This is a genomic window from Desulfocurvus thunnarius, from assembly GCF_055390965.1.
The window spans coordinates 2,647,949-2,664,717 of record NZ_AP042411.1 but is presented as its reverse complement, the minus strand read 5'-3'; the positions used below and the strand labels follow the sequence as shown (position 1 = coordinate 2,664,717).

Below are 16,769 nucleotides of genomic sequence, written 5' to 3'. Positions count from 1 at the left end.
AAAGGCAAGGAAGCGGTTCCCCTTTGTCGCCACCCGGCACGGCGCACGCCCCCGGGCGGTCAATAGGCCGCGAGGATCCGCTCCAGGGTGCCGTCGGCGCGCATGGCCCCGATGGCCTGCTCGAAAGGCCCGAGCAGGCCCACATGAGGCGAGTTCTTGGCGATGAACAAATGAAAAGGCATGGAGTCGAGCACCGCCGCCGTCTCCACCACGCGGTCCGCAAGGCCGCAGTGGCGGATGGCGGGCCAGGCCGCCTTGGGCCACTCCACCACGAGGTCCGCCCGCCGGGCGGCAACCATCGGCCAGACGCACTCGAAACACGAAGTCTCGGTGACGGGGATGCCCACGCCCGCAAGGTGCTCCTTGCTCCAGCCGTTGCCGATGTAGGTCACCACGGAAAAACCGCCCCGGAGGATGTCGTCCACGCTGCGCAGGGCGCGAATTTCCGCCAGCCGGGGATGGTCCGGGGCGGCGAAGACCACCAGATCCTTGCGGTAGAACGGCGTGGGGTGGGTGTCGGCGTAGAGGGCGCGCTCGGCGGTGGGCGCGGTGATCATGGCGTCGGAGCGGCCGTCGCGCACGCGCTCCTGGCAGCGGACCCAGGGGTAGCACTCCCAGATCACGGGCACGCCCAGGCGCCGCTCCAGGGCCTCGGTCACGATGTCGTGGAAGAAGCCGACCACCTTGCCGCCTTCGGCCTGGGAGAAGAACGGCCAGAACTCGGGGAAGGCGATATGCAACGGCTGCCCGGCCCTGGCGGGCAGGGCAGGCAGCACCAGGGCCGCGACAAGCAGCAGGCGCAAAAGAATTCGCATGCAGAGCCCCCGGGACCTGCGCCCGGGAGGGTCAGGCTCTCCCGGAAGCACCAAACGCAGTCCGCATCGTATCAGGACAATCCCGCAAGGACAACAGCCGCGGCGCCTTTGCCGCGCCACCCGGCGCCCGGGGCGACAAACGCGAAAAGCCCCCGCAGGCGGGGGCTTTTCTGAAAGCTGGCGGAGAGGGAGGGATTTGAACCCTCGATACCCGTTAAGGTATACGCCCTTAGCAGGGGCGCGCCTTCGGCCGGCTCGGCCACCTCTCCAAGGGGTCGCGCGCCGGGGCCCGGGGCCCCGCGCGGGACTGTCATATCGGCCCCCCGGCCGGGACGGGCCCGTGCGGGGGGAGGTCATGGATATGTTCCATCATGCCGCCTTGTCAAGACCATTCTTCCCGCCCCCGGCCCCGGGCTTTACACAGCCCCCCCTTTCTCCTTACATGACGGCAGGACCAACACGGCCAACGGGCGAGGCGAAGCGAGTGAAGTGCGGCAATTGCGGAAACGATCTGATGCTGGGCATCGTGCCCCGGGGCCCGGCGCGGCTTCTGGGCCTGCTGCCCCTGGTGCCCTACCGCTGCGTGCGCTGCGGCAAGAGCAACTGGCGGCTATCGGCCGCCTACGGCGCCCTGGGCTCGCGGCTGACCCTGGGGGTCGCGGGCCTGGCGGCCCTGGCCCTGGCCTACTGGCTGGGCGCGACTCTGGGCCTGCCCGGCGGCCAGCCCGGGTTCCGCGAGGTCACCGTGGCCACACGGCTCGCCGTGCCGCCCGAGCCCATGGAGCCCGGCCCCCCGCCGCAAAGCGCCCCTCCGGCCGCCGGGCCCGTCACGGCCGCTCAGCCCGCCCCGGCCGCCGCTCCCGGGCAGCAGGCCGAAGCCGCCCCCGCGCCCGCCCCGGCGCAGCCCGCCCGGCCCGCGCCGCCGGTGGAGACGGCCGCCCCCGCCGCCGGGGAGGAGGCCCCCCTGCCCCTGCCCGTGCCCAGGCAGCCCGCCGCCGCCCGCGCCGCCAACGCCAGCCCGGCGCCCGCCACGGCGCCCCTGAGGCTCAAGGATCTGGCCGTGCGCGCCTCGGGCGCGGCGGTGGTGATTACGGCCCGGGCCAGCGCCCCCCTGGCCGAACCCGAGGCCTTCCTGCTCGACGGGCCGCCGCGCTTCGTCATCGACATTCCCGGCCGTTGGACGCCGGGCAGCGCCCGCAGCCTCAAGACCGGAGCGGGAATCGTGCGCGGGGTGCGCACGGGCCTGCGTGAGGGCGCCCTGCGTCTGGTGCTGGATCTGGCCGCCCGACCGGCCCATGTGCCGCAGATCGCCCTGCGGGGCGACACGCTGACCGTAACCCTGCGCTGAGGGCCGGGGCCGGGCGACGCGGCGTCAGGAGGCGGGCAGGTCCATGTCGTCCAGCCGCAGTTGCGGCGGATCGCGGAACAGCCCCGCGGAAAGCATGGTGAACCAGGTGATCACGGCCGCGCGCGGGTCCACTCCCGCGCCCCGGAAGGTCTCGGGCACCATGTAGTGCTGGACCACGACCTGCATGATGCCCGCCGCCACCTCGGGCACCACGCCCGGGCGCAGCTCGCCCCGGGTCGCGCTCTGAGCCAGGCAGCGGGCGAACAGCGCCACGATGCGCAGCCGCACGGTCTCCAGTTCCTCCCACACGTCCGGATAATCGGCGCGGATATCGCCCACGAACTCGGGGGCCGTCTCCTTGGCCAGGCGCTGGATGGCGAAAAATCCCGCCGCGAAACCCTCGCGCGGGGTGGGCGCCGCGTCCAGGGCCTGGCACACGGCCTCCAGCCGCTGGCCCACGCCGCGCAGGGCGAGTTGGCGCACCAGGTCGTGCTTGCCCGCGAAGTGCCGGTAGAGCGTCTTCTTGCTCATGTGGATGTCACGGGCGATGTCGTCCATGGTCACCCGGCGGATGCCGCGCGCGGAGAATTTCGCGTGGGCCGCGGTCATGATCCGCTCACGGGCCTGGGCGGGGGTCGTCATTGCGCACCTCTGGGGGCCGGATGTTTTTCGCAACTTTCTCTTGTGCCTCTGGGGCCGCGCAAGGTCAAGAGCCGCCGGGCGGAGGGCCGCCCGGCGCAAGCCCTAGCCCTGGTGGCGGTACGCCCGCAGGATGACCACCTGCTCCCGGGGAACATCGGCCATGCCGCCCTGGTTGCCCGTGGGCACGTCGGCGATGGCGTCCACCACGTTCATTCCGCGCAGCACCTTGCCGAATACGCAGTACTTGTTGGTGTCCAGAAAGGCGTTGTCCACGTGATTGATGTAGAATTGGCTGGTGGCGCTGTCCAGGTCGTTGGTGCGGGCCATGGCGATGGTGCCGCGCCGGTTTTCCAGGCCGTTGCCGGACTCGTTGCGGATGGGCGCCATGGTCGGCTTGACGCGCAGGGAGGTGTCGAACCCGCCGCCCTGAATCATAAAGCCCTTGATGACCCGGTGGAACAGCGTGCCGTCGTAGAAGCCCGCGTCCACGTATTTCAGGAAATTCTCAACTGAAACCGGGGCCTTGACCGGATCGAGCAGGACCATGATGGTGCCCTTGCTGGTTTCCAGGACCACCACGGGGCCCGGCCCCTGAGCCCGGACCGGGGCCGCGCCCAGGACCAGCGCCAGGACCAGCGCGGCAAGAATGATACCGATGCCTTTCATTGCACGACTCCTGTTGGAAATTTATCTGCCCGTCAGCAATAGGAGAACCCGGGGCGGGTTGTCAAAGGCCGGATTGCTCCCGGGCCCGCCGGAGGGCGCGCCGCGCAGGCCGTACAGGACGGCCCCTGACGCGACATGCCGATATATCGTCAAACAATACATCCGGAGATATGCACCAATCCACGTATTCGTATCGAAATTTTCTATTTGCGACCCCGATTTGGCCTCCATATAATCGGCTCAGACGATTTTCCACAAAAACGAATAGGTGCTGTGGAAAACTTTCCCCGGTCGCAGAGGGGCGCCGGGTGAAAGTTCCCTGAATCGGACCACGGACGGCATGGGGGTGCCGGCCAGGCCCAGCGACCCGGGCGGAACCGGGGCGACGAACGTCACGCGAGGCTCATGTCATGTATTCCACCGAAACGCTGGTCCTTGAACACAAGCGGCAGATGCGCGAGTTGCGCCGCGAGATCAAGGAAGCCACCAGAAACAGGCGCGCCGAAACCCGGCGCATGAACGGCGTGCTGGCCGAATGCCGCAGGCAGTGGGCCGTGGAGCGGCCCAAGCCCAAGCGGACTCCGCTGCCGCTGCGCATCCTCTCCTTCCTGTTCTAGCCTGGCGATGCGGCCAGGCCGAAGGCGCGCCGCGCGACGGAGCTCGCGCGGCGCGCTTTTGCGCCCGGGCCCGGGCGGAGACGGCCGCCCGGCCCGCGCCTCCCCTGCCGTTGGTTTTCCACATCCCGCCCAAGGGCCGGATGCGCACTCCCCGCAGCCGTATCTCCTTCCGGGGCGTAATGTGCGGCGAGAGGGTGTCCCCCGGGCAGACGCCGGGCCGGGCGGCCATCTCCGCCAGCCCTTCCGGAGGGAACACCGCAGGGCGTCCGGGAGGACCGGGGCACCCGGTCGGCGCACGGAGTCGGCGCCGTCGTGCTCCAGGCGCGGAGCCTTGCCGAACCGCCCGCCGCCCCGCGTGGGGTCAGCCCCGGCCTGCGGCCACGGTGCCGCCCGCCTCCGGGGCGCCGTCCGCGCCGTCCGCGCCGCCAGGGGCATCCGGACCATCCCCGGCGAGCCCCGCGCCGGAAAGCACCAGCACCAGACGGCGCAGCACCTCCGGATCGTAGCGCCCCTTGTAGCGCTCGGAGAGCGCCCGCAGGGCCTGGAAGGGCGACAGCCCCGCCTGCCAGCGCGGCCCGGAAATGAGATTCTCGTACTTGTCGGCCACGGACACCACCCGGACCATCAGCGGCAGGGTGTCAGCCGCGATGCCCGAGGGGTAGCCCGTGCCGTCCAGCTTTTCATGGTGGAACAGGATCACGTTGATCACGTCGCCGGACAGGGGCATCCCCGCGCACAGGGCCGCCCCGCGCACGGGGTGGGTGCGCAGGATGTCCTTGTCGCGCGCCGAGAGCTTCACCGAACGCTCCAGTATCTCGCGCGGCACGGTGGTCTTGCCGATGTCGTGCAGGATGGCCGCCAGCCCGCAATCGACCAGGAAGCCCTCGTCCACCTCGTAGGTCTGCAAAATGGCCATGGCGAAGACCAGCACGTTGATGCTGTGACGGTAGAGCTTGTAGTCGTGGCTGACGAGCCCGCCCACGGCGCGCAGCCCGTCGCTGCGCGAAAGGAAGGCCACGCAGCCGCGCACCATCCGGCGGATGCGCGCGAACTCGGCCTCGCCCATGGCCTCGGGCAGGCGGCGGGTGAAGGCCTGGCGCACGATGGACACCGACACGTCGTAGAAGATGCCTGCCCGCTCGCGCACGGGCATGGCCTCGTCGGCCAGGATGGCGCCCAGGTTCTCCTCCACGTAGCGCCGGAAGCGCGCGCTCTGCGCGCGCAGCACGAAGACCTCGCGCACGCCCAGCTCGTGCATGGTCCGCTTGTGCCCGGCGGTGAACAGTTCGCCCGTGCGCGTGTAGAGCACGAACTCGCCGTCCTGGCGCAGGTAGACCTCGAAGCTCCCCTGGGTCTGCGGAAAAAGCATCAGCGGCGATACCGCGAAATAGGCGTCTTCGGGAACCCGCAACGTCTGGGCCATGCATCCTCCGCGCCACGGGCGCCGCCCTGGCGCCCGCAGGTTTTCCCCATGTTAGCATTGCCGGGCCCCGGGGCAAAGCCCCAGGTTGCCCCCTTCGCAAACGGCCCGGGGCGTGCTATGGCTGGGCCATGGACAAGCAACGCCGTCTGGCCCTGCGCGCCGCCGTGGGCGCCGCCCTGCTGCCCCTGGCGGCCCCGGCCCTGGCCGTACCCGCTCCGGCCCGCGCCGGGTCGCCCGTCACATCCATCAACGTCATCCTGCCCAGCAGCGCCACCCTGGACCTGGACGGCGCCGCCGGGCGCGCGCACCAGGAACGCCTGACCCTGGCGGTGATGGACTTCGTGCGCGAGCACTACCAGGGCCGCAACCTGCCCGTGTGGCGCAAGCCCCTGGAGAGCATCGACCTGCACAAGCGCGTGGCCAACATCTGCCTGTGGATCGTGCGCTCGTGCCACGCCCGCCGCGATGTCTACCCGCTGGACCCGGCCTGGGTCGCCGGGCAGATCATGGCCGAATCGTTCTTCAACGAATTCGCCGTGTCCTGGGCGCTGGCCGTGGGCATCTGCCAGTTCATCGGCCCCACGGCCCGCGAATACGGCATGACCGTGGCGGGCTCGGCCCCGGCGCACGCCGCCGCGCCCTACAAAAACCCCGCCGACGCCGGGGCCGAGGCCCGCTACATCGCCGTGCGCCGCGACTGGCGCGAGGCCATGCGCGCCCGCAGGCGCCTGGGCGACGAGGCCGAGCTGCTGCGCACGGCCATGCAGGCCCTGGCGGACGGCACACCCTGCCCCCAGGCCGGGCCCTACCTGGAAGCCGCCCGGGCCGTGGACGAGCTGGACGCCCAGGTCAAGGACGCGCGTCAGCGCTTCACGGCCTACCTGGAGGCCAACTTCGCCGGGCGCAACATCTTCAGCGACAAGGACGTGGCCTTTCTCAAGGGCTTCGACGAACGCGTGCTCTACGCCAAGCCCGTGGACGCCATGGTGCTCATGCTGGCGCGCTTCCTGCGCGCGCGCGGCGGCAACATCCTGGCCGCCGCCGCCGGCTACCACGCCGGGCTGGGCAACACCAGCGAGGACGCCGGGGTCTACAAGCGCTACGGGCGCATCCCGGCCTTCGCGGACACCGTGGGCTACGTCAGCCGCTGCCTGGTCAACCACCACGAAATCGCCCTGCGCATGGCCTAGCCGCCCGGCGGGCCCCCCCGCGCAATTCCCCCTTGCCCCCTCCCGCATTGGTGCTATAACCGCCTACCAACGCTGCATTTCGAGGTTGCCTCATGCGCAAAGGCCTGGCCTGCGCCGTCCTGTCCGCCTGCTGTTTCGGCCTGCTGCCCATCCTGGGCAAGCTCGGCTTCGCCCACGGCCTGGATGCCACGCGCATGATGCAATACCGCTTCGTCATCGGAACGCTGGTGCTCATGGGCTGGTTCGCGGCGACCAACCGCGCTGCCCTGCGCATCTCCCCGCGCGGCCTGCTCAAGACGGCGCTGCTCGGCGGAGTCATCTCCCCGGTGCAAAGCACCTGCCTCATGCTCTCCCTGGAAACCATTCCCGCGGCCACCACCTCGCTGATCCTCTATTTCTACCCCGCCGTGGTCACGGTCCTCGGCGCGATCCTGCACCGCCAGCGCATCGGGCGGCAGGTCGGCATTTCGCTGCTGCTGGTCACCGCCGGGTGCGCCCTGGTCTTCCTGGACGCCGTGCTGCGCTCGGTGGCGCCCATCGGCGTGCTGTGGGCCTGCGTGTCCATGACCGTCTTCTCGGCCTACATGCTGCTTGTGCAGCGGCTCATGCGCGGCGAGCGGCCGCTGACCTTCTCGCTGTACGTCATCGCCTTCGCCGGGCTGGCCTTCGCCCTGCTGCGCGGCCTGCCCGACCTGGGCAGCATCACCCCGGTCCAGGCCTGGGTGGCCCTGGCCCTGGGCCTGGTGCCCACGGCGCTGGCCGTGACCCTGCTCTACATGGCCATCGAGGCCGTGGGCAGCGCGTATGCCTCGATCTTCTCGACCATGGAGCCGGTGACCACCGTGGCCGCCGCCGCCCTGGTCCTGGGCGAGCCGGTCTTCGCGCGCCAGCTTGCGGGGGCGGCGCTCATCGTGGCGGGCATCGTGCTGCCCAACCTGAGCCTGCTGCGCCGCCGGGAGCGCGTGGCCCCGGGCTGAGGCCGCGCCGGGCGGCTTGCACGGGCCGCACCCATGGGGTAAGGCTGGTTCAACCCCGGGAGGCGCCATGGAAATCCTGACCAACCTCCTGCTCCTCGTGCAACGGGCCCTGGAAATCTCCCTGGACCTGGTCTCGCCGCTGTCCGCGGGCCTGTATCTGGCCCTGCTGGCCGCCGTGGGCTGGGGCTACCATCGCGGCCCGCGCCTGGGCGCCCTGCTGCATCTCATGGGTCTGATCTTCTTTTTCTTCGTCATCTGGAACCACCCCGGCTACTCCTGGTACAAGGACAACCCCTGGAACGGCGGCTACGTCTACGCCCTGATCCTGCTCGTGGTCTACATGTACGCGCCCATGAAGCTGGCCTCGGTGGGCCTGCGGCTGTGGCGCGCGCGGCGCAACCCCGAAGCCTGACGCGCCTGCCGGGTTCCGAGCCCGCCGGGCGCCCCGGAGTCCACGCCCGCCACTCCGGTGCGCAGCCCTCCGGCCATGCCCCAGGTGCCCGGCGCTCCCGCCCGGGCCGCCGCAGCCAGCGAAAAGGCCCGCCCGGACTTCTCCGGACGGGCCTTTTCCGTTGCCAAAACAGGCGCTGGGCTATTGCAGCACGCGCTGATCCACAATCTTGACCTCGGCCTTGTCGCGCAGTTCCATGACGAAGGCCTGGAACATCTCCTGCTGGCGCGACTGGCGAATCTGGGCCAGCATGGTGTCCCTGGCGGCTGCCCACTGCGCGTCGTCGGGCACCTGACGCTCGCGCACGCGCACCAGGGCGTAGCCGTTGGCCACGGCGTGGGGCTCGGGCAGCCACTGCCCGGGCTCGGCGGCAAAGGCCGCCTCGGCCAGGGTCGGGTTCATGCCCAGCTCGCCGACCACGCCCGAGCGCTGGAAGGGCTCGCTGGTCTTGACCTTGGACTGGTAGCGCGCGGGCAGGGCCCCGTCGGCCACCTCGGCCAGCACCTGGACGGCCTTCTCGCGGGCCAGCTTCATGCCCGCCTCGCGGCGCAGGGCCTCCTCGATGGCGCCGCGCACCTCGTCCAGGGCGGCCACGGACTCGGGGTTGTCCACGGTCTTCTCGGCCAGCAGGGAGCCGTCCTCGATCTCCACGGGCACGTCGGCGGCGTGGCCGGGGGCCAGGGCATAAAGCATGTCGGCGGAGGCCTCGTCGACCCCCAGGCGCTGGGCGAACACGGCCTTGGTCACGGCGGGCACGGGCTGCAGCGGCAGGCCCAGGGACTCGGCCACCTGGGCCAGGGTGTCCCCGGCCACGAGCCGACCGAGGGCCATGTCCAGGGTGTCGTGCAGGGTGTCGGCGGCCTTTTCCTCGGCGAGCTGGCGGCGGATGGCCGGGGCGGCCTCCTCGAAGCTCCTGGCGCCCGCCTCGCGGCGCTCCTCGACCTTGATCAGGTGCCAGCCGAACTCGGTGCGCACCGGGTCGCCCACCACGCCGGGCTCCTGGGAGAACGCGGCCTGGGCGAAGGGCGCGACCATGGCCTCGCGGGAGAACCAGCCCAGGTCGCCGCCGCGCGCGCTGCTGGGGCAGTCGGAATGCTTCTCGGCCAGGGCCGCGAAGTTCTCGCCCTTGGCCAGCCGGGCCTTGAGCTTGAGCATCTCCACGCGGGCCTTGTCCACGTCCGCCGGGGAGGCGTCCTTGGGCAGCTCGCGCAGGATGTGCCGGGCGTGGACGGATTCGGGCATCTGGAATTCCGCCGGGTGGGCGTCGTAGTACGCGCGCACGGCGGCGTCGTCCACGTCCTGGCGCGCGGCCAGGGTCGCCGGGGAGAGCACCAGCAGGTTGAAGCCCGAGGTGGCCGGGCGCTTGAAGCGCTCCATGTTGTCCTTGTAATAGGCGGCGATCTGCTCCTCGCCGAGGGTCACGCCGTCCTTGAAGTCCTCCCAGGGCAGCAGCAGGTAGTCCACCACCAGCCGCTCCTGGCTGAAGCGGAACAGGTCGCGGGCCTCGGTCTCCTGGACCTGGGCCGCGCGGCCCACGTGCTCCATGATCTTGCGCTGCACCAGGGCGCGGCGGGTGGCCTCCTCGAAGGCCGCCGGGGTCATGCCCTGGCCGCGCACGGCGCGCTCGTAGTACTGCTCGTCGAAGGTCCGCGCGTCGTTCCAGAAGGCCGGGTTGGAGCGCACGAAGGCCGCCAGCTCCGCATCGGTCACGCCCAGGCCCAGGGCCTTGGCCTGACGCTCCAGGAGCATGGTGTTGATCATCTTGGCCAGCACGGCCTGCTTGATGTCGAACTTGGCCATGTCCTCGGCGGTGAGGTTGGGAATCTGCTCCTGAAGCTGGCGCACGTCGGTCTCGTACTGGCGCTCGAAGTCGCGCACGAGGATGGGCTCGTCGTCCACGTAGGCCAGGATGCCGCTGCCGCCCTGCTGCAGCGAGCCGGAGCCGTAGGCCAGGATGAACACCAGGATGATGATGAGAAACAGGATCTTGATGATCCACGATCCGGCGTGCTGTCGCATTCCGTCGAGCATGGCGTCTCCAGAGGGTTCGGTTGTGGTGGTCGGCTCAGGCGCCCGCGCGGGCGCGCACGTGATTGAGCAGGCCGCCTGCCTGAATAATGGCCAGTTCGTTTTCCGTCAAATCGTTTCGGACGGCCACCGGCCCCACGCCCGCCACTTCCACCTCGAGCACGCCGCCGGGGGCCAGCCGCGCGGCGGGGATGGACACCGCCGCGCCCTGGGCCACGCGCTCGTAGTCCGCCGGGTCGGCGAACAGCAGCGGCAGGATGCCGAAGTTGACGAGGTTGGCGCGGTGGATGCGCGCCAGGGACTTGACCAGCACCGCGCGCACGCCCAGGTGGCGCGGGCCCAGGGCCGCGTGCTCGCGGCTGGAGCCCTGGCCGTAGTTCTCGCCGCCGACGATGACCCCGCACCCGGCGGCGCGCTGACGGGCGACGAACCCGGCGTCCACCCGCGAGAAGATGTGCTCGCTGATAGCCGGAATGTTGGAGCGCAGGGCCGTGATCTGCGCCCCGGCGGGCAGGATGTGGTCGGTGGTGATGTTGTCGCCGACCTTGAGGGTCACCGGGGCGTCGATGGCCCCGGGCAGGGCGTCGAAGGTTTCCAGGGCCACGATGTTCGGCCCGCGCAGCACTTCCACGCCCGCGCCGTCGGCCGGGGGCATGACGAACAGGTGGCGGATGGAGGGCACCCGCGCCGGGAATTCGGGCTGCGCCGGGGGCTGGCCCCAGGTGGCCGGGTCGCTGAACTCGCCGCGCAGGGCGCACATGGCGGCGGTCTGCGGGCTGGCGAGGTAGACCTGGGCGTCCTGGGTGCCGCTGCGGCCCTCGAAGTTGCGGTTGAACGTGCGCACGGACACGCCCGCCGACACGGGCGAGCCGCCCATGCCGATGCACGGCCCGCAGGTGCATTCCAGCAGCCGCGCGCCCGAGGCCAGCAGGGGCTCCACGAGATTTTCGGCGGCCAGCATGGTCAGCACCTGCTTGGAGCCCGGGGAGATGAGCAGGTCCGTGCCCGGGGCGGTGCGTCGGCCCGCGAGCATCAGGGCCACGGTCTTCAGGTCGGCGTAGGAGGAGTTGGTGCACGAGCCGATGGCGGCCTGATCCACTTTGAGCCCGGCCAGCTCGCGCACGGTCATGCGGCAGTCGGGCATATGCGGCGCGGCCACCAGGGGCTCCAGGGCGGACAGGTCGATCTCCACGCGCTCGTCGTATGCGGCGTCGGGGTCGGCCGCCAGGGCCTCGAAGTCCTCCTCGCGGCCCATGGCCCGCAGGAAGGCCCGGGTCTGGTCGTCGCTGGGGAAGATGGACGTGGTCGCACCCAACTCGGCGCCCATGTTGGTGATGGTCGCCCGTTCGGGCACGGTCAGGGTGGCCACGCCCGGGCCGGTGTATTCCATGACCCGGCCCACGCCGCCCTTGACGCTCAGTTCGCCCAGCAAATGCAGAATGATGTCCTTGGCCGTGGCCCAGCCGCCCAGGCGCCCGGTGAGGTGGATTTCCACCACCCGGGGCATGGTGATGACATAGGGTTCCCCGGCCATGGCCAAAGCCACGGACAGCCCCCCCGCGCCCATGGCCAGGCTGCCCACGCCGCCCGCGGTGGGGGTGTGGCTGTCCGAGCCGATGAGCGTCCGCCCGGGGCGGGCGAAGTTCTCCAGGTGCAACTGGTGGCAGATGCCCGTGCCCGCCGGGGAGAAGACGATGCCGTAGCGCGCGGCCACGGTGCGCAGGTAGCGGTGGTCGTCGGGGTTGCGGAAGCCCATCTGGAGCGTGTTGTGGTCCACGTAGCTCACGGACAGCTCGGTGCGCACCCGGGGCACGCCGATGGCCTCGAACTGGAGGTGGGCCATGGTGCCCGTGGCGTCCTGGGTCAGGGTCTGGTCGATGCGCAGGGCCACCTCGCCGCCGGGGGTCATGTCCCCGTCGAGCCGGTGGGCGGCGATGATCTTGCGGGTCAGGTTCATGGACATGGGCAGCTCCTGACGGCGGGGGGGCAGGCGTCCCGCCGGGCGTGGCTTATTGCAGGGGTCCGTGCAGGGGGTCGGGCATGAGCAGGCGCGCCGCCCGGCGGCGGCGGAACTCGATTTCCGTATCCAGACGCAGCTTCTCCTGGGAGAGCTGGAAAATCTCCTGGGCGTAGTAGACGCCGGAGGCGGGATCCTCGGCGTCGCGCAGGCGGCGGACTTCGGCCGCCACCTCGGCGCGTCGGGTCTCGAAGGCCGCGCGCTCGGCGTCCAGGCGCGCGACCTCGTCCTCAATCGAGACGGACTCGTCGTCCTTTCTTCTTTGCGTCATCGGGTTCGGGCTCCTTCTCCCTGGGAATGAAATTGTCCGCCAGCAGGCCGAGGAACCCCGGCCAGACCTCGGCCAGCCCGCCGGGGTTGGCCAGCCCGATGTTGGGCGTATGCAGCGACACCAGGACCAGGGCCAGGGTCCAGGCCGGAGACGGGCTGGACATGCGCCGCTCGGCGTCGGCCCACTCGCCGCCCTGCCCCGGCACGATGACGATGCGCCCGGGCTTCACGCGGGCGAAACGCCCGGCGCGCTCGGCGACGATCTCCGCCGTGGCGGTGTCGGCGTCCTCGGCGACGAGGATACGCGCGTCGCCCGGGGCGGCCAGCCCCAGAGCCACGGCCAGGGGCACCAGGTCCGGAGCCGTGGCGTCCAGCTCCACGGCCTCGGGCCAGGCTCCGGGCCGGACGGCGGCCACCGTGGGGCCGAACTCGGGCTCCAGGCCGCTGGCGGCCAGCAGGGCGCGGGCCGCCGGGCCCAGGGGATCGTCGTCGGCCCAGGCGCCCTCCAGGGCCACCCGCCCGCCCGCCACGCGCGGCACGGCCAGCAGGCTGGCGGCCAGCAGCGGGTCCAGCGGCAGGGCCGCCCCGGCGGGGGCGGCGGGCACGGCCAGGGTCGCATGGTCCACGGAGAACCCGCCCGCGGTCAGTTCGCAGGGCACGCCGCAGGCGCGCAGCACCGCCGCCGCATGGGCCAGCATGGGCGCGCCCGGCCAGCCCGGGCCCCAGGTGAAGCGGATGCCCTCGGGGTAGACCGGCCCGGCCAGGGCCAGGGCCACCGCCGCCTCGGCGGGCAGCGCGTCGGGCACGCGGAAGGTGTTGTGGGTCATGCCGCCGCTTTCCAGGCGCGCGGGCAGCCCCGGGGCGTAGGGCTCGATGGCGGTGAGCCGCGCGCCCAGCCCCGCGAGCACCCCGGCCATGGGCCCCAGGTCGTGGACCTTGAGGGCCGCGCCGCCGGTGAAGGTCATGCGCCCCACCTGCGGCAGGGCCAGGGCCAGCAGCAGATACATGTTCAGCGGGTCCGCCCCGGCAAAGACCGTGCGCCCGGCAAAGGCCAGGGCGCCGCCCTGATTGCGCACGGTGCCCTCGGCCCAGGACAATCCGGCCCCGGCCTGATTCAGGGCCTTGACCAACTCGACCAGCGGGTCGTTGAGCACCACGGGGGCCAGGGTGCAGTCCGCCCCGGCGGCGGCGGCCATGGCGGCCCACAGCCGCGTGCGCACCAGGGAGCGCGGTCCGGCCATGGTCAGGTCCACGTCCTTGGCGCGCGGCGAGAGATAGAAGGGCTTGCGGCCGATCTCGGGCTTGGTGGCGTGGGCGTAGGCCAGGCCGTTGGCCAGGGTGAAGATGCCGCGCAGGGGCGCGACCTCCAGGCCCTCGCGCCCGGCCACCACGTCCCAGGCGCGGCGCAGGGCGCGCTCCTGGTTGGGGTCGGCCAGGGACAGGCCCTTGTCCAGGCGGGCCTTGGCCGAGCGGCCCAGCAGGGCCGTGCGCTTGGCCAGCAGGTTGGCCAGGTCGAATTCCAGGTCCACCAGTTCCTCGGTCAGGGACTGGGGCCGCCCGCCGGGCTTGCGGAAACCGCCCGCGCCGCCCCGGGCGTCGCCGGAGTGGCCGTCGCGGCGGTCGTCGCGCCGGTCGTCGCGGCGGTCATTGCGCCGGTCATTGCGGCGTCCGTCGCGCGGCTCGTCGCCTCGGGCGGAGGCCGTCGCGCGGCGCGGGGTATCCTCGGCGCGCGAAGCCGCACGCGCGGCGGCGTCGGAGCCCTCGACGCGGGGAGCCGAGGCGGCGGGCGCCTCGGGAGCCCCGGCGTCCGGACGGCGCAGGGCCTCGTCTTCGCGCGAGCGTGGGCCCGGGCGCGAATCGCGCTTCTCGGGGCGCCCCTGGGGCCGGTCCTGCGGCCGGGAAAATTTCGGCGCACCCGAGGGGTTGCCGCCGCGCGGGGCGCCGCTGCCGGAGGTGCGGCGGGGCGCGCCCTCACCGCCGCGCGAGGCGCCCTCGTCATCACGCCGGGGGCGTCCTGCGGGCTTGCCGCCGGGCTTGCCCGTGAACTTGCCGGGTTTGCCGGGCTTGTCCCCGGGCTTGCCGGGTTTGTCCGCGTATTTGCCGGGCTTGCGCCCGTGGTCCGCCGTACGGGCGGGCTTGCCGGAGGGGCCGCCGGAGCCCTGAGCGGGCTTGCGCGGGCGCCCCGCCTTGGGCGCCTTGCCGCCGTTGTGCTGTTCGGTCATGGAGTTCTCGGAGAAAAAGGGGATCGGGGAGACGTTCCTATACCATTTGATGCATCCCCTGCAAGCGCCGATTTCACCTCCCGGCGGCGGCGGGTGCCGCCGGGGGAAGGCGCGGATAAAAAAACGGGAGGCATCCGAGGACGCCTCCCGTGGATCGCAGACGTGACGCGGAGCCGGAGGCTACTTCATCACGGCGCCGGAAGCGGCACCCTGCATCTTGATCTCGACCTTCTCGGTCAGACCCTCGTAGTACTCGCGCAGGATGGCCAGGACTTCCTCACGACCGAAGTGGTCCGGAACCTCGGCGCCCTCGGACAGGGCCTTGCGCAGCTTGGTGCCGGACAGGATGACGCGGTCTTCCTTGCCGTGCGGGCAGGTGCGCAGGGAGGCCATGCCGTCGCACTTGTAGCAGTAGAAGGTCCAGTCGATCTTCATGGGCTTGGTGATCAGCGCCTTGCCGGGCTCGGCCGGGTAGGGGATGCGATCGAAGATCTCCTGGGCCTCGAACAGGCCGTAGAAGTCACCCACGCCCGCGTGGTCGCGGCCGATGAGCATGTTGTTGATGCCGTAGTTCTGGCGGAAGGTGGCGTGCAGCAGGGCCTCGCGGGGACCGGCGTAGCGCATGTCCAGAGGATAGCCCGCGTTGATGACGTGCTCCTTCACGAAGTACTTGTCGATCAGGGTCTGGATGCACTTGATGCGGACCTGACCCGGGATGTCGCCGGGCTTCAGGTTGCCGATCAGCGAGTGGATGACCACGCCGTCGCACACTTCGCAGGCGATCTTGGCCAGGAACTCGTGGGAGCGGTGCATGGGGTTGCGAAGCTGCAGGGCGGCGACGTTGGCCCAGCCCTTGGCTTCCATCTCGGCGCGAATCTGGGCCGGGGTCTTGTAGACGCCGGGGTAACGGTCGGCGTAGTCGCCCTCGGAGAGGACCTTCACCGGGCCGGCCAGGTTGAACTTGCCCTGGGCCAGAACCATCTGCACGCCGGGGTGATCCTTGGGAGCGATCTCCCAGAATTTGTCGCCCTCGGACTCGGCGCCGCTGCCGCGGTAGACCTTCTCGCACTCCCACTTCTTGTCGGCGTCGGTCAGCTCGTACTTCTCGGTGACCTTCATGGTCGCGAAAATCTCGCCGCCGTTCTTCAGGGCGATCTCGTCACCGACCTTCACGGACTCGTCGTTGGTGTCCAGGCACACGGGCACGGGCCAGAAGGTTCCGTCGGCCAGGGTGAAGTTCTCGCACACGCTCTTCCAGTCGGCCTTGGGCATGAAGCCGGACAGCGGAGAGAAGCCGCCGATGCCGAGCATGATCAGGTCGCCCTTGACGCGGTTGGAAATCTCCAGAGCCTTCAGGCCCTCGGCCTTCTTCAGTTCGGCCTTGAGGGCGTCGCCCTTGAGCAGGCACTCGACCAGGCCCTTGCCACCATGAGGGGGAACCAGTTTGGACATTTGTGGTCTCCTTTCAGCAATGAGTGTGAAACAGGAAGTTGATCCACAGCCTTTTGCGAGGCATCCGAATTTTCCCATCCAGCTTCGGACGTACGTCCGGAAATTCAGGGTGCCCGATTCGTCCTACCATCTCCGGTATTCGTCTGTCGGTGTTTGTGAAAAAAATGCGCAAATGTCAAGGCCCCTATTTTTTCATAATAAATCAATTGATTATATACTTGGACGCCAGAGCATCCCCTCCCGCGGATGCAGGCGGGGCCCATTTCCCCGCTTCCCTCTTCCCTTTCGGCCGCCGGGTCCGGCGTCCGTGAAAATTGGCCCAAGGCCCGAAACGCCCGGGGGGCCTAGGGAAAACCCCGCGCCGGAATATGGGAAAAGAGTTTAATTATTTCAGCGAACTGTATGCAAACAAGGAGTGAATTTCCTTCTCAGGCCTTGCGCTGTATGGCCTTTGCGGGTATACACACGTCTGCTAGCGGACCATATTTTCACATTCGATGTGCGGAACGCATCATGCGTGAAAAAAATCAGGGTGTTATCGGCAGGAGTCCGCAGCTTGGGATAAAATTCACTTTCACCTTGACAGCGCAAAACCCGCTTGCTAGACAAAAGGCGCTTGTTCCATCCCTCACAAGCTCCACGCAAAGCAAC

General features: G+C 70.3%; 14 protein-coding genes and 1 tRNA gene. 5 read left to right on the top strand and 10 right to left on the bottom strand.

What is annotated here, in order from left to right:
- Nucleotides 1-59: 59 nt before the first annotated feature.
- Together ACZ5KV_RS11595 and ACZ5KV_RS11590 are read right to left on the bottom strand one after the other, a co-directional pair.
- Nucleotides 60-815 carry a substrate-binding periplasmic protein gene (locus ACZ5KV_RS11595; RefSeq protein ID WP_464239464.1) on the bottom strand — a complete coding sequence of 252 codons (756 nt, stop codon included), beginning with the start codon at nt 813-815 and terminating at the stop codon, nt 60-62.
- Between the two features lie 178 nt (nt 816-993).
- Nucleotides 994-1,084, bottom strand: a tRNA-Ser gene (locus tag ACZ5KV_RS11590).
- A 245-nt stretch (nt 1,085-1,329) separates the two neighbouring features.
- Here ACZ5KV_RS11590 and ACZ5KV_RS11585 point away from each other — a divergent pair.
- Nucleotides 1,330-2,163, top strand: a complete 834-nt coding sequence (locus tag ACZ5KV_RS11585) for an AMIN domain-containing protein (RefSeq protein ID WP_464239463.1) — start codon at nt 1,330-1,332, stop codon at nt 2,161-2,163.
- 24 nt (nt 2,164-2,187) lie between these two features.
- Here the strand turns inward: ACZ5KV_RS11585 and ACZ5KV_RS11580 are convergent, their stop codons facing one another.
- Both ACZ5KV_RS11580 and ACZ5KV_RS11575 read right to left on the bottom strand, forming a co-directional pair.
- Nucleotides 2,188-2,805 (bottom strand): TetR/AcrR family transcriptional regulator, encoded by a 618-nt coding sequence (locus tag ACZ5KV_RS11580; protein WP_464239462.1) that lies wholly within the window; start codon nt 2,803-2,805, stop codon nt 2,188-2,190.
- Nucleotides 2,806-2,907: 102 nt separating this feature from the next.
- Entirely contained in the window at nt 2,908-3,471 is a 564-nt protein-coding gene (locus ACZ5KV_RS11575; protein ID WP_464239461.1) for a peptidylprolyl isomerase, read from the bottom strand.
- A 410-nt stretch (nt 3,472-3,881) separates the two neighbouring features.
- Here ACZ5KV_RS11575 and ACZ5KV_RS11570 point away from each other — a divergent pair, with 410 nt between their 5' ends.
- Nucleotides 3,882-4,088, top strand: a complete 207-nt coding sequence (locus ACZ5KV_RS11570; protein ID WP_464239460.1) for a hypothetical protein — start codon at nt 3,882-3,884, stop codon at nt 4,086-4,088.
- Nucleotides 4,089-4,449: 361 nt separating this feature from the next.
- Here ACZ5KV_RS11570 and ACZ5KV_RS11565 read toward each other — a convergent pair whose 3' ends face one another.
- Nucleotides 4,450-5,511 carry an HD-GYP domain-containing protein gene (locus ACZ5KV_RS11565; protein WP_464239459.1) on the bottom strand — a complete coding sequence of 354 codons (1,062 nt, stop codon included), beginning with the start codon at nt 5,509-5,511 and terminating at the stop codon, nt 4,450-4,452.
- 128 nt (nt 5,512-5,639) lie between these two features.
- Here ACZ5KV_RS11565 and ACZ5KV_RS11560 point away from each other — a divergent pair, with 128 nt between their 5' ends.
- The 3 genes from ACZ5KV_RS11560 (at nt 5,640) to ACZ5KV_RS11550 (ending at nt 8,090) form a co-directional block, all read left to right on the top strand.
- Nucleotides 5,640-6,701, top strand: a complete 1,062-nt coding sequence (locus tag ACZ5KV_RS11560; RefSeq protein ID WP_464239458.1) for a transglycosylase SLT domain-containing protein — start codon at nt 5,640-5,642, stop codon at nt 6,699-6,701.
- Nucleotides 6,702-6,793: 92 nt separating this feature from the next.
- Nucleotides 6,794-7,678, top strand: coding sequence for a DMT family transporter (locus ACZ5KV_RS11555; RefSeq protein WP_464239457.1), 885 nt, complete (start codon nt 6,794-6,796; stop codon nt 7,676-7,678).
- Nucleotides 7,679-7,745: 67 nt separating this feature from the next.
- The gene (locus tag ACZ5KV_RS11550; protein ID WP_464239456.1) at nt 7,746-8,090 is read left to right on the top strand and encodes a hypothetical protein; all 345 of its coding nucleotides are present in this window, start codon (nt 7,746-7,748) and stop codon (nt 8,088-8,090) included.
- A 180-nt stretch (nt 8,091-8,270) separates the two neighbouring features.
- On the opposite strand, the gene ACZ5KV_RS11545 is transcribed toward ACZ5KV_RS11550, so the two are convergent.
- The 5 genes from ACZ5KV_RS11545 to sat form a co-directional block, all read right to left on the bottom strand.
- On the bottom strand, nt 8,271-10,160 hold the full coding sequence (locus tag ACZ5KV_RS11545; protein WP_464239455.1) for a peptidylprolyl isomerase: 1,890 nt from the start codon (nt 10,158-10,160) through the stop codon (nt 8,271-8,273).
- A 34-nt stretch (nt 10,161-10,194) separates the two neighbouring features.
- Nucleotides 10,195-12,120 (bottom strand): aconitate hydratase, encoded by a 1,926-nt coding sequence (locus ACZ5KV_RS11540; protein ID WP_464239454.1) that lies wholly within the window; start codon nt 12,118-12,120, stop codon nt 10,195-10,197.
- 46 nt (nt 12,121-12,166) lie between these two features.
- Nucleotides 12,167-12,445 (bottom strand): hypothetical protein, encoded by a 279-nt coding sequence (locus ACZ5KV_RS11535; protein ID WP_464239453.1) that lies wholly within the window; start codon nt 12,443-12,445, stop codon nt 12,167-12,169.
- The gene (locus ACZ5KV_RS11530; protein WP_464239452.1) at nt 12,405-14,666 is read right to left on the bottom strand and encodes a 3-phosphoshikimate 1-carboxyvinyltransferase; all 2,262 of its coding nucleotides are present in this window, start codon (nt 14,664-14,666) and stop codon (nt 12,405-12,407) included. The genes ACZ5KV_RS11535 and ACZ5KV_RS11530 overlap by 41 nt, the downstream gene beginning before the upstream one ends.
- A gap of 180 nt (nt 14,667-14,846) precedes the next feature.
- Nucleotides 14,847-16,118 (bottom strand): sulfate adenylyltransferase, encoded by a 1,272-nt coding sequence (gene sat, locus ACZ5KV_RS11525; protein ID WP_464239451.1) that lies wholly within the window; start codon nt 16,116-16,118, stop codon nt 14,847-14,849.
- Nucleotides 16,119-16,769 lie beyond the last annotated feature (651 nt).